Origin of the sequence: Castellaniella sp. (assembly GCF_049673105.1) — a bacterium.
GTDB lineage: Bacteria > Pseudomonadota > Gammaproteobacteria > Burkholderiales > Burkholderiaceae_B > Castellaniella.
Genome location: NZ_JBATXG010000013.1, coordinates 14,449 through 39,516, shown reverse-complemented (window position 1 = coordinate 39,516; position 25,068 = coordinate 14,449). Strand labels below are relative to the sequence as shown.

Annotated in this window: 25 protein-coding genes; 16 read left to right on the top strand and 9 right to left on the bottom strand. The window is 62.6% G+C overall.

The features are described 5' to 3' along the window. Positions 1 to 19: 19 nt before the first annotated feature. The 3 genes from WBF69_RS04405 to WBF69_RS04395 form a co-directional block, all read right to left on the bottom strand. Positions 20 to 1,348, bottom strand: coding sequence for a TRAP transporter large permease (locus WBF69_RS04405; protein ID WP_424261612.1), 1,329 nt, complete (start codon positions 1,346 to 1,348; stop codon positions 20 to 22). Next, positions 1,345 to 1,857, bottom strand: a complete 513-nt coding sequence (locus tag WBF69_RS04400; RefSeq protein WP_424261610.1) for a TRAP transporter small permease subunit — start codon at positions 1,855 to 1,857, stop codon at positions 1,345 to 1,347. Before WBF69_RS04400 ends, WBF69_RS04405 begins: the two co-directional genes overlap by 4 nt. Positions 1,858 to 2,044: 187 nt before the next feature. After that, complete coding sequence (locus WBF69_RS04395; RefSeq protein WP_424261608.1) at positions 2,045 to 3,037, bottom strand: helix-turn-helix domain-containing protein; 993 nt, start codon at positions 3,035 to 3,037, stop codon at positions 2,045 to 2,047. A gap of 236 nt (positions 3,038 to 3,273) precedes the next feature. On the opposite strand from WBF69_RS04395, the gene serA reads away from it, so the two are divergent. Further along, positions 3,274 to 4,473 carry a phosphoglycerate dehydrogenase gene (gene serA, locus WBF69_RS04390; RefSeq protein ID WP_424261607.1) on the top strand — a complete coding sequence of 400 codons (1,200 nt, stop codon included), beginning with the start codon at positions 3,274 to 3,276 and terminating at the stop codon, positions 4,471 to 4,473. A 75-nt stretch (positions 4,474 to 4,548) separates the two neighbouring features. Here the strand turns inward: serA and WBF69_RS04385 are convergent, their stop codons facing one another. Further along, on the bottom strand, positions 4,549 to 4,905 hold the full coding sequence (locus WBF69_RS04385) for a carboxymuconolactone decarboxylase family protein (RefSeq protein WP_424261606.1): 357 nt from the start codon (positions 4,903 to 4,905) through the stop codon (positions 4,549 to 4,551). A 142-nt stretch (positions 4,906 to 5,047) separates the two neighbouring features. Here WBF69_RS04385 and WBF69_RS04380 point away from each other — a divergent pair, with 142 nt between their 5' ends. The 8 genes from WBF69_RS04380 (at position 5,048) to WBF69_RS04345 (ending at position 14,847) form a co-directional block, all read left to right on the top strand. Continuing rightward, positions 5,048 to 5,359 carry an ArsR/SmtB family transcription factor gene (locus tag WBF69_RS04380; protein WP_424261605.1) on the top strand — a complete coding sequence of 104 codons (312 nt, stop codon included), beginning with the start codon at positions 5,048 to 5,050 and terminating at the stop codon, positions 5,357 to 5,359. Positions 5,360 to 5,389: 30 nt separating this feature from the next. After that, positions 5,390 to 5,587, top strand: coding sequence for a YgaP family membrane protein (locus WBF69_RS04375; RefSeq protein ID WP_424261603.1), 198 nt, complete (start codon positions 5,390 to 5,392; stop codon positions 5,585 to 5,587). A 290-nt stretch (positions 5,588 to 5,877) separates the two neighbouring features. Continuing rightward, on the top strand, positions 5,878 to 7,296 hold the full coding sequence (locus tag WBF69_RS04370; protein WP_424261601.1) for a NarK family nitrate/nitrite MFS transporter: 1,419 nt from the start codon (positions 5,878 to 5,880) through the stop codon (positions 7,294 to 7,296). 82 nt (positions 7,297 to 7,378) lie between these two features. Continuing rightward, entirely contained in the window at positions 7,379 to 11,134 is a 3,756-nt protein-coding gene (locus WBF69_RS04365; RefSeq protein WP_424261599.1) for a nitrate reductase subunit alpha, read from the top strand. A gap of 14 nt (positions 11,135 to 11,148) precedes the next feature. Then, the gene (gene narH / locus WBF69_RS04360; RefSeq protein ID WP_424261597.1) at positions 11,149 to 12,690 is read left to right on the top strand and encodes a nitrate reductase subunit beta; all 1,542 of its coding nucleotides are present in this window, start codon (positions 11,149 to 11,151) and stop codon (positions 12,688 to 12,690) included. 35 nt (positions 12,691 to 12,725) lie between these two features. Next, positions 12,726 to 13,391 carry a nitrate reductase molybdenum cofactor assembly chaperone gene (narJ, locus tag WBF69_RS04355; RefSeq protein WP_424261701.1) on the top strand — a complete coding sequence of 222 codons (666 nt, stop codon included), beginning with the start codon at positions 12,726 to 12,728 and terminating at the stop codon, positions 13,389 to 13,391. 10 nt (positions 13,392 to 13,401) lie between these two features. Then, on the top strand, positions 13,402 to 14,091 hold the full coding sequence (gene narI, locus WBF69_RS04350) for a respiratory nitrate reductase subunit gamma (protein ID WP_424261595.1): 690 nt from the start codon (positions 13,402 to 13,404) through the stop codon (positions 14,089 to 14,091). Positions 14,092 to 14,100: 9 nt separating this feature from the next. Then, on the top strand, positions 14,101 to 14,847 hold the full coding sequence (locus WBF69_RS04345) for a peptidylprolyl isomerase (protein WP_424261593.1): 747 nt from the start codon (positions 14,101 to 14,103) through the stop codon (positions 14,845 to 14,847). Between the two features lie 36 nt (positions 14,848 to 14,883). Here WBF69_RS04345 and WBF69_RS04340 read toward each other — a convergent pair whose 3' ends face one another. Genes WBF69_RS04340 through WBF69_RS04330 form a run of 3 tightly spaced genes read right to left on the bottom strand, consistent with a single transcriptional unit; the run spans position 14,884 to position 17,096 of the window. Beyond that, positions 14,884 to 15,357 carry an RrF2 family transcriptional regulator gene (locus WBF69_RS04340; RefSeq protein WP_424261591.1) on the bottom strand — a complete coding sequence of 158 codons (474 nt, stop codon included), beginning with the start codon at positions 15,355 to 15,357 and terminating at the stop codon, positions 14,884 to 14,886. Positions 15,358 to 15,376: 19 nt separating this feature from the next. After that, a complete protein-coding gene (locus tag WBF69_RS04335; RefSeq protein ID WP_424261589.1) occupies positions 15,377 to 16,696 on the bottom strand; it encodes an NnrS family protein in 1,320 nt (439 codons plus the stop codon). Next, positions 16,674 to 17,096: a group III truncated hemoglobin gene (locus WBF69_RS04330; RefSeq protein WP_424261587.1), complete on the bottom strand. Its 423-nt coding sequence runs from the start codon at positions 17,094 to 17,096 to the stop codon at positions 16,674 to 16,676. The genes WBF69_RS04335 and WBF69_RS04330 overlap by 23 nt, the downstream gene beginning before the upstream one ends. A gap of 202 nt (positions 17,097 to 17,298) precedes the next feature. Here WBF69_RS04330 and WBF69_RS04325 point away from each other — a divergent pair, with 202 nt between their 5' ends. Together WBF69_RS04325 and WBF69_RS04320 are read left to right on the top strand one after the other, a co-directional pair. After that, positions 17,299 to 18,309: a glycosyltransferase family 2 protein gene (locus WBF69_RS04325; protein ID WP_424261585.1), complete on the top strand. Its 1,011-nt coding sequence runs from the start codon at positions 17,299 to 17,301 to the stop codon at positions 18,307 to 18,309. Next, complete coding sequence (locus WBF69_RS04320; RefSeq protein WP_424261583.1) at positions 18,306 to 19,964, top strand: ArnT family glycosyltransferase; 1,659 nt, start codon at positions 18,306 to 18,308, stop codon at positions 19,962 to 19,964. The genes WBF69_RS04325 and WBF69_RS04320 overlap by 4 nt, the downstream gene beginning before the upstream one ends. On the opposite strand, the gene WBF69_RS04315 is transcribed toward WBF69_RS04320, so the two are convergent. Further along, the gene (locus WBF69_RS04315) at positions 19,924 to 20,316 is read right to left on the bottom strand and encodes a GtrA family protein (protein WP_424261581.1); all 393 of its coding nucleotides are present in this window, start codon (positions 20,314 to 20,316) and stop codon (positions 19,924 to 19,926) included. The two genes, WBF69_RS04320 and WBF69_RS04315, sit on opposite strands and share 41 nt — an antisense overlap. Here WBF69_RS04315 and WBF69_RS04310 point away from each other — a divergent pair. The 5 genes from WBF69_RS04310 to mobA all read left to right on the top strand — a co-directional run bounded on the left by WBF69_RS04310 (position 20,315) and on the right by mobA (position 23,823). Then, complete coding sequence (locus WBF69_RS04310) at positions 20,315 to 21,163, top strand: ChbG/HpnK family deacetylase (protein ID WP_424261579.1); 849 nt, start codon at positions 20,315 to 20,317, stop codon at positions 21,161 to 21,163. The two genes, WBF69_RS04315 and WBF69_RS04310, sit on opposite strands and share 2 nt — an antisense overlap. Further along, on the top strand, positions 21,160 to 21,522 hold the full coding sequence (locus WBF69_RS04305; protein ID WP_424261577.1) for a TIGR01244 family sulfur transferase: 363 nt from the start codon (positions 21,160 to 21,162) through the stop codon (positions 21,520 to 21,522). The genes WBF69_RS04310 and WBF69_RS04305 overlap by 4 nt, the downstream gene beginning before the upstream one ends. A gap of 70 nt (positions 21,523 to 21,592) precedes the next feature. Further along, positions 21,593 to 22,054 (top strand): universal stress protein, encoded by a 462-nt coding sequence (locus WBF69_RS04300; protein WP_424261575.1) that lies wholly within the window; start codon positions 21,593 to 21,595, stop codon positions 22,052 to 22,054. Between the two features lie 13 nt (positions 22,055 to 22,067). Beyond that, positions 22,068 to 23,150, top strand: coding sequence for a GTP 3',8-cyclase MoaA (gene moaA, locus WBF69_RS04295; protein WP_424261573.1), 1,083 nt, complete (start codon positions 22,068 to 22,070; stop codon positions 23,148 to 23,150). Further along, entirely contained in the window at positions 23,143 to 23,823 is a 681-nt protein-coding gene (gene mobA / locus WBF69_RS04290; RefSeq protein WP_424261571.1) for a molybdenum cofactor guanylyltransferase, read from the top strand. The genes moaA and mobA overlap by 8 nt, the downstream gene beginning before the upstream one ends. Before the next feature lie 34 nt (positions 23,824 to 23,857). On the opposite strand, the gene glp is transcribed toward mobA, so the two are convergent. After that, positions 23,858 to 25,066: a gephyrin-like molybdotransferase Glp gene (gene glp / locus WBF69_RS04285; protein ID WP_424261569.1), complete on the bottom strand. Its 1,209-nt coding sequence runs from the start codon at positions 25,064 to 25,066 to the stop codon at positions 23,858 to 23,860. Positions 25,067 to 25,068 lie beyond the last annotated feature (2 nt).

The window sequence follows — 25,068 nt, the reverse complement described above, 5'->3', positions numbered from 1 at the left end:
AGATGCAGGCTTTTGGGGCCTAGCGGGCGCGGTTTGAATACATATCCGGCAGCCACAGGGCGATTTCCGGGAAGATCATGATGATGGCCAGGGTGAGCATCATCAGGAAGGCGAACGGCACGATCGATTTGTAGATGTCGATGATGGTGATTTCCGGCGGCGCCATGGCCCGCATCAGGAATAGGTTGTAGCCAAAGGGCGGGATGATGTAGGCCAGCTGGCAGGTGATGGTGTACAGAATGCCGAACCAGATCGGGCTGAAGCCCAGTGTTTTGACCAGCGGGATATACAAGGGCGCGACGATCACCAGCATGGCGGTGTCGTCCAGGAACATGCCTAGCACGATGAAGGACAGCATCATGATGATCAGGATGGTCCAGCGGTCCAGGCCCATGTCGTTCAGGAACAGTTTCTCGATGGCCTTGATGGCGCCCAGGCCGTCGTAGACCGCGCCAAAGCAGAGCGCAGCCAGGATGATCCACATGAACATGCAACTCACGCTGAGCGTCTGGCGCAGGCAGGCTTCCATGACCTGGCCGTTCAGACGCCCCTTGAATGCGGCGGCGATCGTGGCCAGCCCGGCGCCCAAGGCGGATGTTTCGACCAGGCTGGTGACGCCCGTCATGAAGCATCCCATCATGACGGCGAAGATCACGACCGGCAGGATGCCTTCGCCCAGCAGCCGCCATTTTTCCGGTTCTTCGGCCTTGCGTTCGGCTGCGGAAAGCGGCGGCCCGAGTTCCGGGTTCATGCGGCAGCGGATGTAGATGTAGATGGTGAACAGCGCAGCCATCAACAGGCCCGGCAGAATGCCGGCGATCCAAAGCTGCAGCACCGGCTGGCGGGCGATCATGGCGTACAGCACCAGCACGATGCTGGGGGGAATCAGGATCCCCAGTGAACTGCCGGCCTGGATCACGCCGGTGACCATGACCTTGTCGTAGCCGCGCTGCATCATCTGGGGCAGGGCGACGCTGGCGCCGATCGCCATGCCGGCCACGCTCAGTCCGTTCATGGCGGAAATCAGCACCATCAGGCCGATGGTGCCGATGCCCAGGCCACCGGGCAGGGGGCCCATCCAGACGTGGAACATGCGGTACAGCTTGTCGGCCAAGCCTGATTCCGACAGCATGAAACCCATGAAGACGAACAAGGGCAAGGTCAGCAGGGCAAACCAGTTCAGCACCGTGAAGGTGGCGTTGAACGGCATTTCGATGTCGTTGCCGCCCCAGAGAAAATAGGCCGCCGTAGCGCCGATGAAGCCGACGACTCCGTAGACCCGCTGGCCGGTGGTCATCAGGACCAGCAGGGATGAAAACATCGTGAGGGTGATCAGTTCGTGGCTCATTCGATGGATTTCCCAAGCGCAGTGGCCAGATCCCGGAAGAATGTCGCCAGGGTCTGCAGCAGCATCATGAAGATGCCGAAGGTCATGATGATCTTGATGGGCGCTAACGGAGGTGCCCAGGCGGTGTAGTTGCGCTGGTCGTTGACCAGGGCGTATTCGGTGCTGGAAATGCCGCCCAGCAGCAGAAACACCAGAAAGATCACCACCAGCCAGATCGTGACAATGTCGATGCAGGCGCGCGTGCGCGGCCCCCAGCGTGAATAGAGCAGATCCATGCGGACGTGGGAGTCGAGCTGCATGGAATAGCCGCCGCCCAGCAGGTAGTAGGCCGACAGCAGAAACTGGGCGCTTTCCATCATCCAGTTGAAATAGACGTTGAACGCCATGCGCATGAAGGCCGAATACAGAAAGCCGAACATCATGACGAGCACGAAGTGCATGGCGAAGCGCCCGATGACGCGGTTGATCCGGTCTACCCAGCGCACGTACAGCTTGATGATGTGTGGCACGCTCCTCCTCCTGAGGCAGCCTGCTGTTGGGCCGCTGCCGCTGATTGGTGAGGTCTATGATTGCGCGTGCCAGGCGAGGTGCCTATCTGAAAACGGCACTGCCTTATCAAGAATCGGCAATGCCTTATCGGATTTCGGCAAAACCAGGGTTATCCCCGGTGCCTCAGGGGGTGGGGTGGCGCGTGCCTTACCCCGGAATGTGCTTCAGGGTGGCGGAAGGGCATTCCCCGAACAGACGTCTGTAGTCTTGGGAAAACTGGCCCAGGTGTTCGAAGCCCCATGTCGTGGCGACCTGGGTGACGCGGCTGGAGAAGTCCTGCGTATTATGCAACCGTCGGCGGACCTGGTTGAGCTTCAAGATGCGCAGATAGGCCAAGGGAGACAGCCCGACCACGGCCTGGAAGCTGTACTGCAAGGTGCGTCGGCTGACGTGCAGTTGGCGGCAGATGTCGGTGATCGACAGCCGGTGGCTGGCCTGAGCCAGCACCAATTCCCGTGCTTGTTGCACGATCTGGCGGTTATGCCGGATACGGGAATAATGCGGGTCCGGCGTGGGCCGGTTTCCCTGGGTCATGGCGGTGCAGAGCAAGTCCAGCACGGTTTCTTGCAGCTCGTCTGCGGTCGGCGCGGTGTGGGCCGACTGGGGGGCGAACAAAGCCTGCCCCAGGGTGTGGATCATGTGCTGGTATAGCGCGGGCGACAGCGTCAGGGTGCCGCCTTCGCCCAACCGGTCGCAGGCGTCTTCGTCCAGAGGGGTCAGGTGTTCGCGCAGCAGATCCTGATCCACCACAATGCCGAAAATATCGTAATCCTGGGGAGTGCAGAGCTCGAACTGGCGCGCGCCGGGACGAAACAGCAGGGTGTGGCCAGGGATGGGTTGAGCGTCCAGGCGGGATATGGCCGGGTGGGGCGCGGGCAAGCCGAACCATAAGGAATCCGACCAGGCTGCGCACGATTGGTGCAGGGCTTGATTGGCGGATTCCTGGAACAGCTGCAGGCGCGGCAGCCACAATTCAGTCAGCTGGCCCTGGAAGGAGCCGGAGGAAAACTGGTCGTAGCTTTGTTCCCACTGGCTGAGGTTGTGCGCGTGGTCGTCGGCGTCGCGCGCGGTGCGGGTCCTGCGGTGAAATCGCAGTGGCGGGGGCGGGGGCGGGGGATCGCCGGCGGGAAACGTGACCATCGTAAGAACCACCTTGCAGGACAGAATGGTGATGACGGGGGTGACGACGTTGAAAAACGGGTGTATTTTTTCTTTGTATGGCTAAGATCCAGCCAGATCGAGCATAAGCATATGCCGTTAAGGACAGGATACCGACATAATCGGCCTGATTTGACCCTGCTTTCATTAGGGATGACCCTGACGCGGACTCAGAAATACCGCACAATGGACGTTTTCACTGCTTGAGAAGGATCAAGATGGCACGCATCGTCCTGTTCGAAAACATTCATGCCAGCGCCAAGGAAGTCTTCGTCGCCGCCGGGTTTGACGAAGTCATCACTTACCCTGGCGCGCTCACGGGCGACGCCTTGCGTGACGCCTTGCAGGGGGTGCATGTCGCCGGGATCCGCTCCCGGACCCATCTCGATCAGGGCATTCTGTCCGAGCTGCCGGATCTGCGGGCCATCGGCTGCTTTTGCATCGGCACCAATCAGGTCGATCTGGACACGGCGGCCCTGCGCGGGATTCCGGTCTTCAATGCGCCGTATTCCAACACCCGTTCGGTAGCCGAACTGGTGTTGGGCGAAGCCATCCTGTTGCTGCGCAAGATCCCCGAAAAGAATGCGCGGGTGCATGCCGGCTTCTGGGACAAGACCGCCGACGGCGCCTACGAGGCCCGCGGCAAGACCTTGGGCATCGTCGGCTACGGCAATATCGGATCGCAGGTCGGCATCCTGGCGGAATCCTTCGGCATGCGGGTTCTGTATCACGACATCGAGGCCAAGCTGCCTCTGGGCAATGCGCATGCCACCAGCACTCTGAAGAAATTCCTGGCTCAGGCCGATGTGGTGACGCTGCACGTGCCAGGCGGCAAGGACACCGCCAATCTGATCGACGCGGATGCCATCGCCGCCATGAAGCCGGGCAGCATCCTGATCAATGCCTCGCGCGGTTCGGTGGTGGATATCCCGGCGCTGCAGCGCGCTCTGAAGTCCGGCCATCTGTCGGGCGCGGCCATCGACGTGTTTCCGACCGAACCGAAAAGCCGCGACGAAGCCCTGGACAGCCCGCTGCGCGGCATGGACAACGTCATCTTGACCCCGCACATCGGCGGCAGCACCCAGGAATCCCAGGAAAACATCGGTCGCGAGGTCGCCGAAAAGCTGAAGCGTTTCATCAGCAGCGGCACGACCAAGGGCACGGTCAATTTCCCGGAAATCGCCTATCACGAGCAGGCCGGCGCCGCCCGCATCATCCATATTCACCAGAACGTGCCGGGGGCCATGGGGGCGCTCAGCAATCTGATGGGTGAATTCGGGCTGAACATCGTCAGCCAGCAATTGCAGACCCGCGGCAAGATCGGCTACGCCATCACCGATGTCGACGGTGAAGTCACCGACCAGGTCGTCGAAGGCTTGCGCCGCCACCCCATCACCATCCGCTGCGATCGCGTCTGATTTCGGCGGCTTGTGTCACGCCCCCCACGTCTCTGTCGCGGGGGACTTGTCGCACGCGGGCTTTCCGCGCTGCGTTCAGGCGGGAACCGGAGCCGTGAACTCCTGAAACGCCGCCACGGCATTGGCGGCGTACATCGCCGCCGGCCCGCCGCCCATGTAGATGGCGACGCCCAGCGCTTCATGGACTTCCTCGGTTGAAGCGCCCAGCCGCGCCAAGGCCTTGGTATGAAATCCGATGCAGCCATCGCAGCGCGCGGCCACGCCCACGGCCAGGGCGATCAATTCTTTGGTTTTTGGGTCCAGCGAACCGCCGGCCATCGCGGCGGCGCCCATCTCGTTGAAGCCTTTCATCAGGTCTGCCTGGGTCTTGCGCAGTGGTGCGAGATTGCTGGAGAGCGTCTGGGTGAGTTGTTTGTATGACGATACGGTCATGGAAGAGCTCCTGATATCGAATGAGTGCAATGGAGGGGCCACCCGGCACGGTGCCGTTGCTCGAGTGTTCCCAAGTCCTTTAATTTAGATTATACTAAATTAATGGTTTTCTAAATTAAAGTGCGGACTTTTTCTTGAATTCATGATCCAGCGCAAATCCGATCTCGGGCGATTGCAGGATAGTGCCGGACAGGCGGCTGCCTTGTTGCGGGCGGTGGGCAATCCCCAACGCTTGCTGGTCCTGTGTCTATTGATCTCCGAAGGCGAAATGAGCGTGGGGGCGTTGAATGACAAAGTGCCTTTGAGCCCGTCCGCGCTATCGCAGCATCTGGCCAGAATGCGCGAAAAGGGCCTTGTCGCTTACCGGCGCGAGGCGCAGACGCTGTACTACCGTATCGAAGATCCCAGCGTAGCCAAGCTCGTCGCCACGCTTAAGGACATCTTCTGCCCTTGATCCACAGTCTTTCCATTGTCTGGAGACCTTATGAAAACGAATGTCGGCGGTATTGATCGTGTGTTGCGTGTGCTGCTTGGAATCGTCCTGATCGCCCTGGCGGCCAGCAATACCGTGGGCTGGTGGGGGTGGCTGGGCGTGGTGCCGCTGCTGACCGGCGTGTTCGGCTCTTGCCCGCTCTATCAGCTGCTGGGCGTCAACACGTGTCCTATGAAAAGCCGCAAATAAGCCCATCGGCCTGTTCGCGCAGCGCAGCAGGGCCGCCCCTAGGGGCGGCCTTTTTTCTGGCGATGTCCTTGCGCGGAAGGTGGTCTTCTGCCGCTCAGGCACTTATACTGGGGCCGTCCTTCAGTCAGATCACGAGACCCTGCCCGTGCAGGATCTGCTCACCCTTCCTGGCGCCGCGGTTGTTGGATGTAGGGGCGCCGGCCGGAAGTTTCGGCGAGGTTGATTCAGATCATTACCCCTGTCAATCATGGGGCTTATCGTAAAGGGTCCTTGTTACAGGAGTCCCCTGCATGAGCACCGTGCCTGATGATGCCAATCCACGCCGTCGCGGTCGCCTGCTGACCGTCTGGACACCTGAAGACCAGGCTTTCTGGGCGCACGAAGGCCGCGCCATTGCCAACGTCAATCTGTGGATCTCGATTCCCGCGCTGTTCCTGGCCTTTGCGGTCTGGCAAATGTGGAGCGTCGTTGCGGTCAACCTGCCCAATCTCGGGTTCGACTACACCGAAAACGAACTGTTCTGGCTGGCGGCGCTGCCGGCGCTGTCCGGCGCGACGCTGCGCATTTTCTATTCCTTCATGGTGCCGGTGTTCGGCGGTCGGCGCTGGACGGCTCTGACCACCGCCAGCCTGCTGCTGCCTACCATCGGGGTGGGGCTGGCCGTTCAGGACCCTTCCACGCCATATTCCACGATGCTGATGCTGGCGTTGCTGTGCGGTCTGGGAGGCGGTAATTTTTCCTCGTCCATGTCCAACATCAGTTTCTTCTTCCCCAAGGAACGCAAGGGTTCCGCCCTGGGGCTGAATGCGGGGCTGGGCAATCTGGGGGTGTCCTCGGTGCAGTTCCTGGCGCCGTTGGTGATCACCATGGGCATTCTCGGGCCGTGGGCCGGCGACCCCCAGGTGGCGCAGTTGTCCGGCACGCATGGCGGTCCGGTCGAGGTCTGGGCCCAGAATGCCGCCTTCATCTGGGCGCCCTTCATCATCATCGTTTCCATGCTGGCCTGGGTGGGTATGCACGACATCGCGGATGCCAAGGCGTCCTTCCGCGAACAGGCAGTCATCTTCCAGCGCAAGCACAACTGGATCATGTGCTTTCTGTATCTGGGCACTTTCGGGTCTTTCATCGGCTTTTCAGCCGGTTTCCCCTTGCTGATCAAATACCTGTACCCCGACATCCGGCCTTTGCAATATGCGTGGCTGGGGCCGCTGGTCGGCGCGATGGCCCGACCGTTCGGGGGCTGGCTGTCCGATCGTCTGGGCGGCGCCAGGGTCACATTCTGGACGTTCTTCTGGATGATCCTGGGCGTCCTGGGGGTGATGGCTTCCCTGCCGGGAAGCGGCTCTGGCGGCAGCTTCCTGGGTTTCCTGCTGGCTTTCCTGTTCCTGTTCTTCCTGACCGGCATCGGCAATGGCTCAACGTTTGCCATGATCCCCGTCATCTTCACCACACTGGCGCAGCGCCGCCACGCAGGCGGCCAATCGGCGCAGGCCGACTCTGAAGGCGCGAAGGAATCCGCCGCCGTCCTGGGCTTTAGCGGCGCCATGGGGGCTTACGGCGGATTCTTCATCCCCAAGAGCTTCGGCACGTCCTTCGACCTGACAGGCTCGCCCAATGCGGCGCTGGTGTTCTTTGTCGTGTTCTATGCCGTTTCCATTGCCGTCACCTGGTGGTATTACTCGCGGCGCCGTGCGGAGATCCCGTGCTGATGCCCATCGATATTCCGCCCTGCAGTCCGGGCCGCGCCGCTGAGCGGCGCCTTTTCGAACGCTTTCCAACGGAGCAATCATCGTGAGCCATTTCATCGATCGCCTGAAATATTTTTCTCGTCCGAAAGAACCCTTTTCCCAGGGGCATGGCAATGTGGTGCACGAGGATCGTACCTGGGAAGACGCCTACCGCAATCGCTGGCAGCACGACAAGATCGTGCGCTCTACCCACGGGGTGAACTGCACGGGGTCCTGTTCCTGGAAGATCTACGTGAAAGGCGGCATCGTCACCTGGGAAACGCAGCAAACCGACTATCCCCGCACCCGACCGGACATGCCCAACCACGAGCCGCGCGGCTGTCCGCGCGGGGCGACTTTTTCCTGGTATCTGTACAGCGCCAATCGGGTGAAATACCCCATGCTGCGCGGGCGTCTGGCCCGGATGTGGCGCGAACAGCGCAAATCGATGGGCGCCGTCCAGGCCTGGGAAGCCATCGTCACCGATCCCGACAAATCCAAAGCCTATAAGTCCGTGCGCGGCCTGGGTGGTTTCGTGCGTTCCAACTGGGACGAGGTCAATGAGATCATCGCCGCCGCCAACATCCACACCATCAAGCGCCACGGCCCGGACCGCATCGCCGGTTTCTCGCCGATTCCGGCCATGTCCATGGTGTCGTATGCCTCGGGCAGCCGCTATCTGTCGCTGCTGGGCGGGTCCCTGCTCAGCTTCTACGACTGGTACTGCGATCTGCCGCCGTCCAGCCCGCAAACCTGGGGCGAGCAGACCGACGTCAGTGAATCCGCCGATTGGTACAACTCCACTTTCATCATGCTGTGGGGCTCGAACGTGCCGCAGACGCGCACGCCCGACGCCCACTTCATGGTCGAGGCGCGGTATCGCGGGGCCAAGGTCGTGTCCGTCTTTCCGGACTACGCCGAAGGCGCGAAATTCGGCGATCTGTGGATGCACCCGAAACAGGGCACCGATGCGGCCCTGGCGCTGGCCATGGGCCACGTGGTTCTGAAAGAATTTCACCTGGCAGGCAAAAGCGCCTATTTCGACCGCTATTGCCGCCAGTACACGGACATGCCGTTTCTGGTGCGCCTGGTGCGCCAGGGCGACCGCTATGTGCCGGATCGCAAGCTGCGGGCAGCGGATTTTTCCGATCGCCTGGGTCAGCAGAACAACCCCGAATGGAAGACCGTCGCCTGCGACGAGCAGACCGGTGAGTTCATCGTGCCGCAGGGGTCCATCGGCTTTCGTTGGGGCCAGAAAGACGGCGAGGACGCCGGCAAATGGAACCTGGAACTGAAGGACGCGCGGGGCCATGACGTGCAGCCGCGCCTGAGCCTGCTGACGTCTCATGACGAAGTCGTGCCGGTGGCTTTTCCGTATTTCGGCGGGGTGCCTCACGATTACTTCAAGGGCACGGATCACGACGAGGTCCTGGTGCGCAATCTGCCCGTGAAACGGGTGCAGACCGCCGAAGGCGAAGTCCTGGTTGCTACGGTATTCGACCTGTTCGTGGCCAACTACGGGATCGATCGCGGCCTGGGCGGCGACAATGCCGCCTCGTCCTACGATGACGATGTGCCTTATACCCCGGCCTGGCAGGAACGCATCACCGGTGTGCCGCGTGAACAGGTCATCACGGTGGCGCGCCAGTTTGCGGACAATGCCGACAAGACCGAAGGCAAGTCCATGGTGATTCTGGGCGCCGGCCTGAATCACTGGTATCACATGGACATGGCGTACCGGGGCATCATCAATCTGGTGTCGATGTGCGGCTGCGTGGGCCAGTCGGGCGGCGGCTGGTGCCACTACGTGGGCCAGGAAAAATTGCGTCCCCAGACAGGGTGGACCATGCTGACCTTCGCCCTGGACTGGCTGCGCCCGCCCCGGCACATGAACGGCACTTCGTTCTTCTATGCGCACTCTGATCAGTGGCGCTACGAAAAACTGCAGGTCTCCGAACTGCTGTCGCCGCTGGCCGATGCCTCGAAATATCAGGGCAGCCTGATCGACATGAACGTGAAGGCCGAGCGCATGGGCTGGCTGCCCACGGCGCCGCAATTGCAGACCAATCCGCTGCAGGTGGTGCGCGATGCGCAGGCCGCCGGCATGGACCCCAAGGAATACGCCGTGCAGGGCCTGCGCGATGGCAAACTGAAATTCGCCTGCGAGGACCCCGATAATCCCGACAACTTCCCGCGCAACCTGTTCATCTGGCGCTCCAATATCCTGGGATCGTCGGGCAAGGGGCATGAATACTTCCTGAAGCATCTGCTGGGCACCCAGCACGGCGTGCAGGGCAAGGACCTCGGGGAAATGGGTGAAAGCAAACCCCAAGAGGTCGCCTGGCGTGACGATGCCCCCGAAGGCAAGCTCGATCTGCTGGTGACGCTGGACTTCCGCATGTCCACCACCTGTGTCTATTCCGACATCGTGCTGCCCACGGCCACCTGGTACGAAAAGAACGACTTGAATACGTCGGACATGCATCCCTTCATCCACCCGCTGTCGGCGGCGGTGGACCCGATCTGGGAATCGCGCAGCGATTGGGAAATCTACAAAAATCTGGCGAAGAAATTCTCCGAATTGGCCGCCGATGCCGATCTGCCCGATGAAGACCTGGTGCTGCAGCCCATGCAACACGACTCACCGGGTGAACTCACCGACCCCTATGCCGTGCGCGAATGGCACAAGGGCGAATGCGATCTGATCCCCGGCAAGACCATGCCCAATCTGATGGTGGTCAACCGCGACTACAAGCATGTCTACGAGCGCTTCACCACCCTGGGGCCGCTGGCTGAAAAGCTGGGCAACGGCGGCAAGGGCATTTCCTGGGACACCAAGGAAGAAGTCGAATTTCTGGGCAAACTGAATTACCGCGAGCGTGAACCCGGCGTCGGCCAGGGCCAGCCGCGCATCTTCACGGACATCGATGCTTGCGAGACCATCCTGACCCTGGCGCCGGAAACCAATGGTCACGTGGCCCTGAAGGCCTGGGAGGCCCTGTCGAAGATCACCGGGCGCGATCATACCCATCTGATCCGATCCAGCGAGCATGAAAAGATCCGCTTCCGCGACATCCAGGCGCAGCCGCGCAAGATCCTGACTTCGCCCACCTGGTCGGGCATCGAATCCGACAAGGTCAGCTACAGCGCCGGCTACACCAACGTGCATGAACTGATCCCCTGGCGCACCCTGACGGGGCGGCAGGAACTCTACCAGGATCACCCCTGGATGCGGGATTTCGGCGAATCCCTGTGCGTCTACCGTCCGCCGGTGGATACCAAGACCATCAAACCCATGCTGGACAAGCAATTCAGCAATGGCGAACCGCACGTGGTCCTGAATTTCATCACGCCGCACCAGAAATGGGGGATTCACTCCACCTATTCCGACAATCTGATCATGCTGACGCTGTCGCGCGGCGGCCCCATCGTCTGGATGTCGGAAATCGATGCCGCCAAGGCCGGCATCGTGGACAACGACTGGATCGAGGTCTTCAACGTCAACGGCGCGCTGGTGGCGCGGGCCGTGGTCAGTCAGCGCGTGCCCGAAGGCATGACCATGATGTATCACGCTCAGGAAAAAATCGTGAACGTACCGGGGTCGGAAATCACCGGCAAGCGCGGCGGGATCCACAATTCGGTCACGCGCACGGTCGTCAAGCCCACCCACATGATCGGCGGCTATGCGCAGTTGTCCTACGGCTTCAACTATTACGGGACGGTGGGCTCGAACCGCGATGAGTTCGTCGTGGTCCGCAAAATGAAGAAAATCGACTGGATGGACGAAACACACGAAGTGTCCGCCCAGACGCAGGCCTGAAAGGAGTCGCACCCATGAAAATCCGCGCACAAGTCGCCATGGTCCTGAATCTGGACAAATGCATCGGCTGCCACACCTGTTCTATCACCTGCAAGAACGTCTGGACGTCTCGCGAGGGCATGGAATATGCCTGGTTCAACAACGTCGAAACCAAACCGGGCGTGGGCTACCCCAAAGACTGGGAAAACCAGGACCGCTGGAACGGCGGCTGGAACCGCAAGGCCAATGGCCGTATCGAGCCGCGTCAGGGGGGCAAATTAAAGCTGCTGTCACGCATCTTTTCCAACCCCAATCTGCCGCAGATCGACGATTACTACGAACCCTTCACCTACGATTACGACTATCTGCAAAAGGCCCCGGAACGCAAGACGCCGCCCGTGGCCCGACCGCGTTCGCTGATCACCGGCCAGCGCATGGAAAAGATCGAGTGGGGTCCGAACTGGGAAGAAATCCTGGGGGGTGAATTCGCCAAGCGGTCCCAGGACTACAACTTCGAGGCGGTGCAGAAAGACATCTACGGGCAGTTTGAAAATACCTTCATGATGTACCTGCCGCGCCTGTGCGAGCACTGCCTGAACCCCACCTGCGTGGCCAGCTGCCCGTCGGGGTCGATCTACAAGCGGGCCGAGGACGGCATCGTGCTGATCGATCAGGACAAATGCCGGGGCTGGCGCATGTGCATTTCCGGCTGCCCCTATAAAAAAATCTACTACAACTGGAAATCCGGCAAGGCGGAAAAGTGCATCTTCTGCTATCCCCGCATCGAAGCCGGCCAGCCCACGGTCTGTTCCGAAACCTGCGTCGGGCGCATCCGCTATCTGGGCGTGCTGCTGTACGACGCCGACGGCATCGAGGCCGCCGCCAGCGTGCCCAATGAAAAGGATCTCTATCAGGCTCAGCTGGATCTGTTCCTGGACCCGCACGATCCCGAGGTCCGCCGCCAGGCCCTGGCCGACGGCATTCCCGAAAACTGGCTGGATGCGGCCTGCAATTCGCCGGTCTACAAGATGGCGGTGGACTGGAAGATCGCCTTCCCGCTGCATCCGGAATACCGCACGCTGCCCATGGTCTGGTATGTGCCGCCGCTTTCGCCCATTCAGTCGGCGGCCAACAGCGGCCAGATCGGCGCCTTTGGTGAAATCCCCGACGTCAAATCGCTGCGGATTCCGCTGCGCTATCTGGCCAATCTGCTGACGGCCGGCGACGAGGCGCCCGTCGAGGTCGCGCTGGAACGCATGCTGGCCATGCGCGCCTTCATGCGGGCGCGGTCGGTGGATCGCCAGGAACGGCACGACATCCTGGACCAGGTGGGGCTGACGCTGCATCAGGTCGAGGACATGCACCGCTATCTGGCCATCGCCAATTACGAAGACCGCTTCGTCATCCCCACGGCGCATCGCGAAAGCGCTGAAAATGCCTTCGAGATGCGCGGCAGCTGCGGCTTTACGTTCGGCAATGGTTGTTCCGGCGGCAGTTCCGAGGGATCGTTGTTCGGCAAGCCGCGCGGCAAGCGCAAGCCGTCCGTGGTGTTTCTGGATCCGGCCAGAACGGCGTAGGAGAGATCATGACGCACACATTGACTGCCCAGGATATGCCGGTGTTTTCCGTCCTGTCGGCCCTGCTCAGCTATCCCGAGCAGGACTGGCTGGATGCCTTGCCGGAATTGTCCGCTGCGCTGCCGACGCCCGTGCGGGCCCGGCTGGACCCCTTGTTCACCTTTCTGGAAAGCTACGACGACCTGATCGATCTGCAGGAGGACTACGTGGCCACGTTCGACCGGCGGGCCGCCCATTCCTTGCATCTGTTCGAGCACGTGCATGGCGAATCCCGCGACCGCGGCCAGGCCATGGTCGATCTGCAGCAGGAATACCGCAAACACGGCCTGGAACCGGCTTCGACCGAACTGCCCGATTATGTGCCGCTGTTCCTGGAATTCCTGGGGCAGATTCCGCCCCAGGCAGCCGAAGAACTGCTGGGGGATGCCATCCACGTGCTGGCCCGCCTGGGCGACAAGCTGGGCGAATCCGACAGCCCCTATGCCTGCGCGTTCGCCCAGTTGCGCACCATGACGACCGTGCAACCCGAGGTCCTGCCCGACGTGCCGGAAGGCGAAATGGAAGAAACCATGATCACCTTCGGTCCGCAAGCCGATGGCACCGAACCGCTGCTGATGGGCCGCCAGGGCAATCAGTCGCAACCTCTTGTGTTCCATCCGCCCCGTTCGCGGGCCAGCCACCCCAACGGCAGCCAGGCCTGAGGAGACCATCATGAAAGAGACGCTCGATCTGTTTTTCTTCGGGGTGTACCCCTATATTGCGCTGACCGTGTTCCTGCTGGGTAGCCTGGTGCGCTTTGAACGCGAGCAGTACACCTGGAAAAGCGATTCCAGCCAGATGCTGCGCACGGGGTCGCTGCGCTGGGGCAGCAACCTGTTTCACATCGGCATCATTTCCCTGTTCTTCACCCATCTGGTCGGCCTGTTGACGCCGCCGGCGGTGTATCACGCCTTGGGGCTCAGCACGCAGAACAAGCAGCTGCTGGCGATCATCGGCGGCGCCATCCTGGGTGTGATCTGCCTGATCGGCCTGCTGTTGCTGATCCACCGTCGCTGGTCGGAAATCCGCATCATGCATAACTCCACCGTGTCCGACTGGGTGACCCTGTTATGGATTTTGCTGGTGCTGATCGTGGGATTGGCGACGCTGTTCACGTCGGTGCATCACACGGATGGCGCCGTCATGGTCCAGTTGGGTGAATGGGCGCAGCGCATCATCACCTTTCGTTCAGGGGCCGTCGGCGCCATGGAAGGCGTCCCGGCGGTCTATCGTTTGCACATGGTGCTGGGCATGACGCTGTTCGTGATCTTTCCGTTCACGCGGCTGGTGCACGTCTGGTCGGGCTTCGCCTCGGTCACCTATCTGGTGCGCCCGTGGCAACTGGTCCGTCCGCGTCGCTAAGGGCACATCATGATCACTGTCAATGACGTTGTCATTACCGAATCGGACATTCTGGCCGAAGTCCCCAGCCACGAACAGGAAACCAATCCCCGCCTGGCGGCGGGGCAGGAACTGGTGCTGCGCGAGCTGATCCGTCAGCGCGGCGCCGAACTGGGCGTGAACGCCGATTCCGCCGAGGCCCTGCTGGCGGCGGTGCTGGCCGAAGACGTGCGCACCCCGCAGGCCGACGAGGCCAGTTGTCGGCGCTATTACGAACAGCACCCCGAGGAATTCCGCGAGGGCGATCTGATCGAGGTCTGGCACATTCTGTTCCAGGCGACGGCGGGCCTGGATGTGCAGAAGCTGCGCGCACGCGCCAATCTGCATTTGGCGGAACTGCACCGCAAAGGCCTGGGGCAGTTCGCCCAGTACGCACGGGAATATTCCAATTGCCCATCCGGGGCCGAAGGCGGCGCTCTGGGTGAACTGACGCGCGGCGAGATGGTGCCGGAATTCGAAAAGGCCGTGTTCGCCATGCCCGAACACACGCTGGCCGGGGAACTGGTCGAGACCCGTTTCGGCTTTCACATCGTGCGTACAGGCCGCAAGGCCGAAGGCCGCGCGGTGCCGTTTTCAGAGGTGCAGGACCGCTTGGCCGCCTGGCTGGAGGAATCCAGCTACCGGCGGGCGGTCCACCAGTATCTGCAGCAGCTGGTCGGATCGGCGCAGATACAGGGCATTCCCATGCAGGGGTCGGACTCGCCGCTGGTGCAATGAAGGCCCCGCGCTGCGCTGTTCGGACGAGTCAGGGGATCAGCGGACGCCGGCGATCTTGCGGGTTGGCGGCGGGGTGATTCGCACCGCTTGCGCGGCAGAGCCCGCCAGAGGGGGCGGGGGCAGCACGTCGGCCAGGGTGTGGCTGTCCAGATGATCCATGAATGCTTTCAGGGCGCCGGCGATCACGGGTTTCAGGCCGCAGTGGCCGGTCAGGATGCAGTGGTTTTCCGCCCCCATGCATTCGACCAGGGCCAGGTCGTTTTCCATGTCCCGGATCAAGGCGCCCAGCGTGATGTCCTGCGGTTCGTGGGCCAGTTCCATGCCGCCGTTTTTGCCGCGCACCGTGCGTATCCAGCCATGCTGGGCCAGCCGGTGCGTGATTTTCATCAGGTGCGGTTCGGAAATGCCGTAGAACTGGGCGATTTCCGCGATGGTGCACAGGCGGTCGCGGTGGCCGCTGAGATACATCAGCAGCCGCACCGCGTAGTCGCTCATATTGGTCAGGCGCATGGTTGCGGGCGTCCGATGATTAGCGGGCCTGAGCGGCAGGGGCTGCCGCTGCCTTTTTGGGCGTGGCGACCGGCGCGGGTTTGTCCGGGCGCGGGCGGATCAGCATCGGGACGAAGCGCCACAGATACAGGCCCAGTGACAGGATCCAGGCCAGCGCCGCCAGATGCAGCAGGTGCAGGCTGGCCGTCGACGGCCACAAAGCGGCCAGGCGCAGGACGACCGCGGCGACCATCAGCCAGTGTCCGGCCAGCATGCTGCGATCCAGCGCCAGGGGGCGCCCCAGGTGGCCCAGAGCCGTGCGGTTCAGCATGCCGATGATCAGGATGCAGAAACCCCCCAGGCCGATCAAGTGCACATACGTAGCGCTACGGATCAGGACGCCGCGCAGGATGGCGGGATCGAACAGATTGCTGAATAGCCAGGCGGCGGCCAGCAGGCCGATGCCCAGAAAGGCGTAGCCCAGATACAGGATCCACAGCATGGGCTTGCGCAGCACGGCCAGTGGTTTCCAGTACGCCAGCTGGCCCAGGCTGATGATCCCGGTGATGGCCAGGCTGGCCGCCATGATCAGGGGCAGGGCATGGGGACCGCTGCCGGGCGTCATGGGGGTATGGGTGAGCTGCGCCAGTGCGCCGGCCAGCAGGGCCAGGACGCTGAAGATCATCTGCGCGTGGCCGGAACGCACCAGCATGGGAATCTGCAAACCCTGGACCATGCGCATGGCAAAGAACGGAATCACGCGACGGGCGATCAGCAGCGCCACGGTCGCCATGCCGATCAATCCCAGAGAGAAGCGTTCCATCAGCACCAGATAGTTGCCCTGCAGGACGGCCAGCAAGTACAGCAGGTCAGCGACGCCCAGCATCAAAATCAGGGCGGGCAGTCCGTAGTTGCGTCGGCTGCGGCCTTTGAACATGACGCGCGCCAGCGCGACGGCTGATGCCAGGAAGAACAGCAGTTCCGCCGCAGCAGCGATCCAGAACCCCGTCAGGCCGCCCAGCAGGAAACCGATACGGGCGATGCACCACAGAATGCACAGCGCCGCGAGCGGTTTGCCCTGTATTGGATTGAAGCCTGTCCAGGTGGCGCTGGCGGTCAACAGGAAGCCCACTGCAATGGTGATGATGAAGCCCCAGAGCATCTCGTGCGCATGCCAGGCGACCAGCGTCATGGGCTCGCCCAGCAGTTGCGGGGTGAAGATCCAGAGCGCGATGGAAATCAACGCCCAGCCGGCGCCGGCGATGTATAGAGGCCGAAAGCCCAAGGCCAGGAAAGCAGCCATGGAAGGACCTGCCGGAGCCGCTGCCGGGCTTTCTTCAATGTTCATCAGGCGAGACATGGGTATCGAACTCCATGATGGGTTGATCTGGGGTGTGATTGATCTGGTAGCCGTACCAGAGGCTGCGGGCGATGCGGTGAGCGAAATCCTGGGCCTGTTGGACGAAGGCCGGATTATCGAATTCGCCCAGCGTATCCCGGAACAGATCCAGCCAGCGGACGAACATGGGGCCGTTCAGGCCCGGCAGCGCAATGTGGTGCGGCATAGGGGTGCCGCTGTACGTGCCGCTGCGGCGCAACAACGAAGACCAGAAGCGCACCATGCGTTCCAGGTGTTCGTCCCAGTCGTCGATGTGTGCATCGAAGATCGGCCCCAGCACATCGTCCTGGCGCACGCGCCGGTAGAAGTGATGGACGAGGGTGACGATGTCATCTTCCGTACAGACAAAGGCGTCGTCCATGCAGGTCTCGCAGTCCATGAATTTTTAAAGGTACCTATTATAGGAATCTTTATGGGTGGGCGTAAAGCAGAGTCGCCCAGATCAAAGGGCACTGTAGGGTTTTTGCTGGTCGATACAGTGGCCTGTCCGACGGGGCTTCAGTTATCATCAGCATCCTGGCGGCAATTGCCTGAATTGCCCGTTCTCATCGATCTGATTCCCCATGCCTCAGCCAGTCTCTCTGTCGTGCGTTGTGCCGTGCCTGAATGAACAGGCCAATCTGGGCATTTTGCTGCCCGAATTGCTGGCAACACTGGAATCCCGGGTGGATGCCCTGGAAATCATCGTGGTCGATGATGGCAGCACGGACGGCACACCCGATCTGTTGCGGCACTGGTGCAGTCTGCATCCGCAAATCGTTTATTTGCGCCTGTCGCGCAATTTCGGCAAAGAAGCCGCGCTGACGGCGGGCCTGGAAGCGGCTCAGGGCAATGTCATCGTCTGCCTGGATGCCGATATGCAGCATCCCCCGCAGATGGTGCCGGCCATGCTGGATCGCTGGCGCGAGGGGGTGCAGATGGTCTATGCCGTACGGGCGACGCGGCAGGATGAAAGCCCCTTCAAACGGATCGGTTCGCGTCTGTTTTATGCGTTGATGCGGACTTCCGACGGTCGTACCGTGCCGCCCAACGCCGGTGATTTCCGCTTGATGGATCGGGTGGTGGTCGAGGCTTTACTCAGCCTGCCCGAGCGCGACCGCTTCATGAAGGGCCTGTTCGCCTGGGTGGGGTTCGAGTCCGAACCCATGTCTTATACACCGTCCCAGCGTCGGCATGGCGTCAGCCGGTTTCATCCTTTGAAGCTGCTGCGTTTTGCCGTGGACGGCCTCACGGCCTTCACGACCTGGCCGCTGCGCGTACTGAGCTTGGTGGGTGCCTGCCTGTCGATGGCGGCTTTTCTCTACGGCCTGGTGATCGTCGTCACGTATGTGCTGTTCGGCGATCCGGTGCGCGGCTGGGCCACGCTGATTACGGCGGTGCTGTTCTTTTCCGGCGTCAACCTGATGTCCCTGGGCGTAGTGGGCGAATACATAGCGCGCATCTTCACCGAAGTGAAAGGACGGCCCATTTATCTATTGCGCGAGCGGGTTGGCAATGGCTTGCGTTCGGATCCGGCGTCTGCCGCGCAAGCAGGCCGGGAACCATCCAACGTGCCGCCGGAATCGATCGTATGAACGCCGTTGCCAAGATCTGCCGCGCAGGCCATCGTGTGATGGACGTCTGCGAAAACGGCTGGCAGTGCATGCAGGCCAGGGCGACCTGGGGTTGGGTGGCGGCCTGCGTGTTCATCTGGCTGGCTGCGACGACCTGGGCCTATCCCCTGCTGCTGCCCGACGAGGGGCGTTATGTAGGCGTGGCCTGGCACATGCTGGTGTCGGGCGATTACCTGACGCCGCGCCTGGACGGCATGCCGTTTTTTCATAAGCCGCCCCTGTTCTATTGGCTGACAGCCGGGGCGCTGGCGGTGTTCGGGGACAATGCTTGGGCGGGCCGTCTGGTCTCGGTCCTGGCCGCTACCGTGACGGTGACGGTGTTCTATGCCTTTTTGCGCCGGTATGCGCGGCTGTCCGCCGCCACCCGTACGGTGTTGATCCTGGCGGTGCAACCCTTTCTGTTCGGCGCGGCGCACTACGCCAATCTGGATATGCTGGTGGGCGCCCTGATCAGCCTGACGGTCATGGCCGGGGCCGATGCGGTGTTCCGTCACGAACAGCAGCGCCCCGATCGCATCGCCGTGCTGGGCATGTATGTGCTGGCTGCCGCCGGGTTCCTGGCCAAGGGCCTGATCGGCGTCGTGCTGCCGGGGGGCGTGCTGTTTTTCTGGCTGCTGGGCCGGCGCCGCTACCGGGCCATGGGACGCTTGCTGTGGTGGCCCGGCATCCTGCTGTTCCTGGCGCTGGTCCTGCCCTGGATGGTCGCCATGCAGATGCGCTATCCGGGCTTCTTTGACTATTACATCGTCTACCAACATTTCCAGCGTTTCCTGGAAACCGGTTTTAACAACCCACACCCCTTCTGGTTCTACCTGCCCGTCATCCTGGGCTTGACGCTGCCCTGGTCGATCCAGTTGTGGCGTTGGCTGCATCTGCATGGACCCCTGCACACCAGTTTCGTGCCGCCGACCAACCGAGCGGAACAGGTGGATCGCCGGGTGCTGCGCGGTCTGATGCTGTCGTGGCTGGCGGTTGTGCTGGTGTTTTTCTCCATTCCTACGTCGAAGCTCGTCGGCTACGTGATCGCTGCGTTGCCGCCGCTGGCCTGGTTCATTCAGGAAACCTTCGAACAGCGCAAGGAAGAAACCGCGCCGAACGTGCGCCGCAGTCTGGTGCGGCATGCGCTGATCGCCGCCGGCATCTGTCTGGTAGCGGTCGTGGCCCTGCTGTTGGCGCCGCAGCGTAGTTCCAAACCGCTGGCGCAGGTGCTGGCGCAGTCCGCAGAGCCAGGCGACCAGCTGGTCATGTTCAATCAGTATGCGTACGACCTGCCCATGTATGCAGGCTGGCGGTCTCCCATTGTCGCCGTGACGAACTGGGATGATCCCGATGTGATGCGGGGCGACGATTGGCGCCGCGAATTGGCCGATGCGGCCCTGTTCATGCCGGACCACGGGGCGGATGTCCTGTGGCTGCCCTCGCGCTTGCAGGATTTTCTATGCCGCCCGGACCATCCGACCACCTGGCTGATGGCGTGGGTCGACGAGGCTCATCGCCTGCCGGCGCTGGCCGGGCAGGCGCCGGTGGCGCAGACGCGTGGCATGGGACTGTGGCGGCTGGCGGCGGGGGATGCGGTCAACGGCTGTGCTGAAACGCCCAGTAGCGCCCCAGAATGAAGGTCATGCCGGCGATGCCGATCAGCACCAACGCCAGCAGGATGTCATAGCGGATCGGCGTGATTTCCAGCAGTGCGGCGTAGGTGGCTTCATTGACGGCGAAGCCCAAGGCCGACACCAGGAAAAAGCGCAGGGCGGACCGCAGCAGAGGCGCGTGCTGATGCCGGAACGTCAGGCGATAATGACCAGCGAACGAGACGCCGAAGGCGACCAGCCAGCCCGCCACATTGGCCAGCAAAGGCGCCAGCCCGCCCCAGGCGACGCAGGCGACGGCGACGGCCCAATGGGTCGCCGCCGCCGCGCAGCCTACAATGACGAACCAGCCGATCTGGGTGTAGAGTTTTTTGAACATGAATCCTGAACGCCCAAGCGCCAGCCCCGCTTCCGAGTACCGCCGCATTGTAGTGTGCGCCGACGATTTCGGGATGAACGCCACCGTGGATGCCGGCGTCCTTGGTCTCGCCGGTCTGGGTCGCCTGTCGGCCACCAGCCTGCTGGTCGATGGCCCCAGCGCGGCGCACAATTTGCCGGCCTTGCTGGCAACCCATCTGCAGGTCGGCCTGCATCTGAACCTGACGGAATCTTTTGGTCAACGGGGGTTTTGCCAGCCGTTGAAATCGCTGATCCAGTCCGCCTATCTGCGCCGCCTGCCGCTGGATCAGGTGCGCACCGAGATTAGCCGTCAGCTGGACGGTTTCCAGAACCTGACGGGCCGTTTGCCGGATTATGTCGATGGTCACCAGCATGTGCACCAATTGCCTGGCGTGCGCGATCTGCTGCTGCAGGCATTGAAGGACAGGGCTGCGACACCCTGGATCCGCGATACCGGTCGTCCCCGTCTGGCGGGCCTGCCCTGGCGGTTGCGTGTCAAAGCGCGGGTGATCGCCGGTCTGGGGGCAGCCGGGCTGCGTCGTCGGGTTCAGGCCGCCGGTCTGATCCAGAATCCCGGATTTCTGGGCGTGTATGATTTCACAGGCGGCGTCTCTGCCTATGAAACCTGGATGTCGCGTTGGCTGGCGCAGGCCCGGGACGGCGATGTGCTGATGTGCCATCCCGCGCAGGGGACGGATGCGCGCGATGCCCTGAGCGATCAGCGCCAGGCGGAATATGCCGTGCTGTCGAGTGCGCGCATGGCGCAGCGGCTGGCCGACCATCATTTGACGATCGCAGGGACAGACCCCTGCAAGGAGCCCTCATGAGCGTGTCTTATCAATCCCTGGCCCCCGATTTTGCCGTGGCCGGACAATTGCAGCCAGCCGATATGCAGGCGCTGGCCGATGCGGGTTTCAAATCCGTCATCATCAATCGCCCTGACGGCGAGGACGGCCCCGGCCAGCCGCTGTCGGCGGATGTGTTGCAGGCGGCGCAGGCAGCGGGGCTGCAGGCGCGCTATCAGCCGGTGGTCAGCGGCGCCATCACGGCTGCCGACGTGGCGGATTTTTCCCATCTGTTGCAGGAACTCCCCGGTCCGGTGTTGGCTTTTTGCCGCTCCGGCGGGCGTTGCACCACATTATTTCAGGCAGCGAAAGAATCTGCGTCACATCAATCTCAGGGCTGATACGACTGTCCTTTCAGCTGCCTAGCAGGTATGCTGAAGTCTCCTGTTCAGTTTTTTGGATGATCTGAATATGTTCAAGAAAATCCTGATCCCTACAGACGGCTCCAAGCTTTCGGCCCAGGCGGCCAACAAGGGTGTCTGCTTTGCTCGCACTATCGGGGCCGAAGTCGTTGCGCTGCACGTCACGCAGCCTTTTGCTGCGACGGTTGGGTTCGATGGCATGGCTGCGGCCTATGCCATCACGGACGAAGACTACGACCGCACGGCGGCCGAGCAGGCGCAAAAGTACCTGCAGCAGGTGCTGGATCGCGCCGCCACGGCCGGGGTCAAGGCCACGAGCAAGGCCGTGTCCAATTTCAATGTGGCCGACGGCATCGTCCATGCTGCAAAAGAACTCGATTGCGACCTGATCTTCATCGGTAGCCATGGTCGCAGCGGCTTGTCGCGTCTGCTGTTGGGCAGCGTCACCGTCAAAGTCCTCGGCCTGGCAAAGGTCGCCACGTTGGTCTATCGCGTCAAGGAAAACGATTAGTCGCGTGTCCGTCATGAGCCGCGTCATTTTCCATCAGACCCAAGACCCCGCTCACCGGGCGCCAGTATTGGCGCCTGGCGAGGCCGTGCTCGACACCTACGGGCGGCCTTTGCGGGATATGCGGATCTCGGTTACGGATCGCTGTAATTTTCGTTGTACCTACTGCATGCCGCGCGAGATTTTCGGCGCGGATCATGTATTCCTGCCCGCCAGCGCCTTGCTCTCCTTCGAGGAAATCACTCAGGTCGCCGCCGTGGCGCTGTCGCAAGGGGTGCGTAAAATCCGTCTGACCGGCGGCGAACCCTTGCTGCGCAAACAGATCGAAGTCCTGATCGCCATGCTGGCGCAGTTGCGCACCCCAGATGGGCAGCCACCCGAACTCACGCTCACGACCAACGGCACGCTATTGGCCAAAAAAGCCGATGCGCTGGCGCGGGCGGGTCTGAACCGCGTCACGGTCAGTCTGGATGCGCTGGATGACGCCTTGTTCGAGCGCATGAGCGACAGCCGTGTGGCGGTCGCCACCGTGCTCGAGGGCATCGAAGCCGCCGCCCAGGCGGGCCTGGGGCCGGTCAAGGTCAATATGGTCGTGCGCCGGGGCATGAACGATGCTCAGATTCTGCCGATGGCCCGGTATTTCCGGGGTACGGGGCATGTGCTGCGTTTCATCGAATACATGGACGTCGGCAATACCAATGGCTGGCGGATGGATGAAGTCGTCACCGGGGCCGATATCGTGCGCCTGATTTCGGGCGAATTCCCCTTGCAGCCGGTCGGGGCCAACTATCGCGGCGAGGTCGCCAGCCGTTGGGCCTATGGCGATGGGGCGGGGGAAATCGGCCTGATCACCAGCGTATCCCAGCCGTTTTGCGGCGATTGCACGCGCTTGCGTCTGTCGCCGGAAGGGCGGCTGTTCACCTGTCTGTTCGCCGAACAGGGCCACGATCTGCGGGCCTTGCTGCGTTCGGGCGCCGATCATCAGGCGCTGGCCGACCGCCTGGCCGGCATTTGGCAGGTGCGTGGCGACCGATATTCCGAACGGCGCGGCCAGGCCCACCGCGACCACAAAATCGAAATGAGCTATATCGGTGGCTAGCGCAGACCCGGCGGGCGCTCCGGCAGCCGCCGGGCTTCTGGCTGATACAGCGCAACCCACCACAGCCGGGCGGATCGATGGCCTGATTCTGGCGGGCGGCCAGTCCTTTCGCATGCGCACATCCGCCATGCCGGATGTCGACAAAGGCCTGCGGAACTGGCGGGGCCGACCACTGGTGGCCTGGGTCTGCCAGTACATGCAGGACCAGGGCGTCGCCCATCTCCATATCAGCGCCAATCGCCACAGCGAGGCCTATGCCGTCTACGGCCATGTGGTACCCGATGCCGCCGATCTGTCGCACAGCGGCCCTTTGGCTGGCGTGCTGGCCGGCTTGCAGCAGGCGTCTTCCCCTTGGTTGTTCATCCTGCCGGTGGACGTGTTGCGCTGGCCGCCGGATCTGCTGGCGCGCCTGACTGCCGCCGCCACCCCGGATCATCCCGCCTACGCGCGCACGCCGGATGGACCGCATCCCTTGTGCCTGGTGGCGCATGCTTCCTTGGCGGGCGGTCTGCGGGATTTTGTGCAATCGGGCCGGCGCCAGGTACAGGCCTGGCTGCAGGATTGCGGCGCTCAGCCGGTCGATTTTTCAGGCGAGGATTGTTTGGTCAATCTGAATACGCCTCAGGACTGGGATCGCTGGATGCGTCGGGGCCATGGTCCCGCCGCGGGCTGATGCCCGCCAGCGTGTCCTGTCAGCGCCAACGCGCTTAGCGTAGCCAGTCCGACAGAGCGTACCAGGTAACGCCGGCGCCCGATGATAATTGGCTGCCGGCCGGAATGCGCGCCAATCCATCGGCCCACGCCAGGCTGCTGAGCACCCCCGAACTTTGCTGCGTGTGCGGCGTCAGGAGGGTTTCTCCCGACGGCGTCAGCGCAGCCTGGATGCGGATGAAGTCGTCGCGGTCGCTGCCCAGTGTGCAGTCGGTGTGCAGGACGCCATACCGCACGGGTGGCAGGATCTGCTTGCGGCCCTGCAAGCCCCGGATCAGAGGGCTGACCAGCAGGGTGAAGACCGCAAAGGCCGACACCGGATTGCCGGGCAGGCAGACGACGGGTTTGCCGTTCAGATCGGCCAGAGCGACCGGTTTGCCGGGTTTCATGCGCACCCGCCACAGATCCAGGCTGCCGCCCAGGGATTCGATGGCGGGTTTGACCAGATCTTTTTCGCCCACGGATGCCCCGCCAACGCTTAGCACCAGATCGCAGCTGCGGCTGAGTTCAAGCAGGGCGGCTTCGGTGGCGTCGGCCTCGTCGCGGGCATGGCGCAGTTGCACCGGCGCAGTCTGCAGGCCCTGACACAGGCTGGCCAGCATGGGGGCGTTGGAATTGTAGATGGCGGCTGGCTGCAGCGGCTGGCCCGGCGGGATCAGCTCGTCGCCGGTGGTCAGGATGCCGACTTTCAGCTGTGCATAGACGGGTGCCTGGGCGATGCCCTGGGCGGCCAGGATTGCGATCCGCGCCGCATCCAGCAGGTCGCCTTGGGCCAGCACGCGACTGCCTTGGCGCATGTCCTCGCCGCGGCGGCGGATATGCCGGCCAGCCGGGACCGGCGCTGGAAACGTGACGCCGCGGGTGTCTTCGTGACAGTCTTCCTGCATGACGACCGTGTCGGCGCCAGCGGGGATCAGACTGCCGGTGAACAGGCGGATTGCCTGGCCCGGCAGCAGGGCCTGGGGTGCTTGTCCGGCAAAGCAGCGTTGCTGGATGGGCAGGGTGGCCGGGGCCGCAGCGGTGTCCGCCGCCCGCACGGCATAGCCGTCCATGGCGCTGTTGTCGGCGGGCGGCAGGTCCAGCGTGGCCAGCACGTCGGTAGCCAGGACGCGACCGGATAGCGCCGCCAGTGGCAGGGTGTCCTGTTGTTCGGGAGTGCGGGTGCGTGCCGCCAGTTGGGCTTGAGCCGTGTCGAAATCCAGCATGG

Bases quoted from the DNA above. Each gene is read 5' to 3' on its own strand.
- WBF69_RS04405 (WP_424261612.1), bottom strand. From the start codon at position 1,348: ATGAGCCACGAACTGATCACCCTCACGATGTTTTCATCCCTGCTGGTC.
- WBF69_RS04395 (WP_424261608.1), bottom strand. From the start codon at position 3,037: ATGGTCACGTTTCCCGCCGGCGATCCCCCGCCCCCGCCCCCGCCACTG.
- serA (WP_424261607.1), top strand. From the start codon at position 3,274: ATGGCACGCATCGTCCTGTTCGAAAACATTCATGCCAGCGCCAAGGAA.
- WBF69_RS04385 (WP_424261606.1), bottom strand. From the start codon at position 4,905: ATGACCGTATCGTCATACAAACAACTCACCCAGACGCTCTCCAGCAAT.
- WBF69_RS04380 (WP_424261605.1), top strand. From the start codon at position 5,048: ATGATCCAGCGCAAATCCGATCTCGGGCGATTGCAGGATAGTGCCGGA.
- WBF69_RS04375 (WP_424261603.1), top strand. From the start codon at position 5,390: ATGAAAACGAATGTCGGCGGTATTGATCGTGTGTTGCGTGTGCTGCTT.
- WBF69_RS04370 (WP_424261601.1), top strand. From the start codon at position 5,878: ATGAGCACCGTGCCTGATGATGCCAATCCACGCCGTCGCGGTCGCCTG.
- narH (WP_424261597.1), top strand. From the start codon at position 11,149: ATGAAAATCCGCGCACAAGTCGCCATGGTCCTGAATCTGGACAAATGC.
- narJ (WP_424261701.1), top strand. From the start codon at position 12,726: ATGCCGGTGTTTTCCGTCCTGTCGGCCCTGCTCAGCTATCCCGAGCAG.
- narI (WP_424261595.1), top strand. From the start codon at position 13,402: ATGAAAGAGACGCTCGATCTGTTTTTCTTCGGGGTGTACCCCTATATT.
- WBF69_RS04345 (WP_424261593.1), top strand. From the start codon at position 14,101: ATGATCACTGTCAATGACGTTGTCATTACCGAATCGGACATTCTGGCC.
- WBF69_RS04340 (WP_424261591.1), bottom strand. From the start codon at position 15,357: ATGCGCCTGACCAATATGAGCGACTACGCGGTGCGGCTGCTGATGTAT.
- WBF69_RS04335 (WP_424261589.1), bottom strand. From the start codon at position 16,696: ATGTCTCGCCTGATGAACATTGAAGAAAGCCCGGCAGCGGCTCCGGCA.
- WBF69_RS04330 (WP_424261587.1), bottom strand. From the start codon at position 17,096: ATGGACGACGCCTTTGTCTGTACGGAAGATGACATCGTCACCCTCGTC.
- WBF69_RS04325 (WP_424261585.1), top strand. From the start codon at position 17,299: ATGCCTCAGCCAGTCTCTCTGTCGTGCGTTGTGCCGTGCCTGAATGAA.
- WBF69_RS04320 (WP_424261583.1), top strand. From the start codon at position 18,306: ATGAACGCCGTTGCCAAGATCTGCCGCGCAGGCCATCGTGTGATGGAC.
- WBF69_RS04310 (WP_424261579.1), top strand. From the start codon at position 20,315: ATGAATCCTGAACGCCCAAGCGCCAGCCCCGCTTCCGAGTACCGCCGC.
- WBF69_RS04315 (WP_424261581.1), bottom strand. From the start codon at position 20,316: ATGTTCAAAAAACTCTACACCCAGATCGGCTGGTTCGTCATTGTAGGC.
- WBF69_RS04305 (WP_424261577.1), top strand. From the start codon at position 21,160: ATGAGCGTGTCTTATCAATCCCTGGCCCCCGATTTTGCCGTGGCCGGA.
- WBF69_RS04300 (WP_424261575.1), top strand. From the start codon at position 21,593: ATGTTCAAGAAAATCCTGATCCCTACAGACGGCTCCAAGCTTTCGGCC.
- moaA (WP_424261573.1), top strand. From the start codon at position 22,068: ATGAGCCGCGTCATTTTCCATCAGACCCAAGACCCCGCTCACCGGGCG.
- glp (WP_424261569.1), bottom strand. From the start codon at position 25,066: ATGCTGGATTTCGACACGGCTCAAGCCCAACTGGCGGCACGCACCCGC.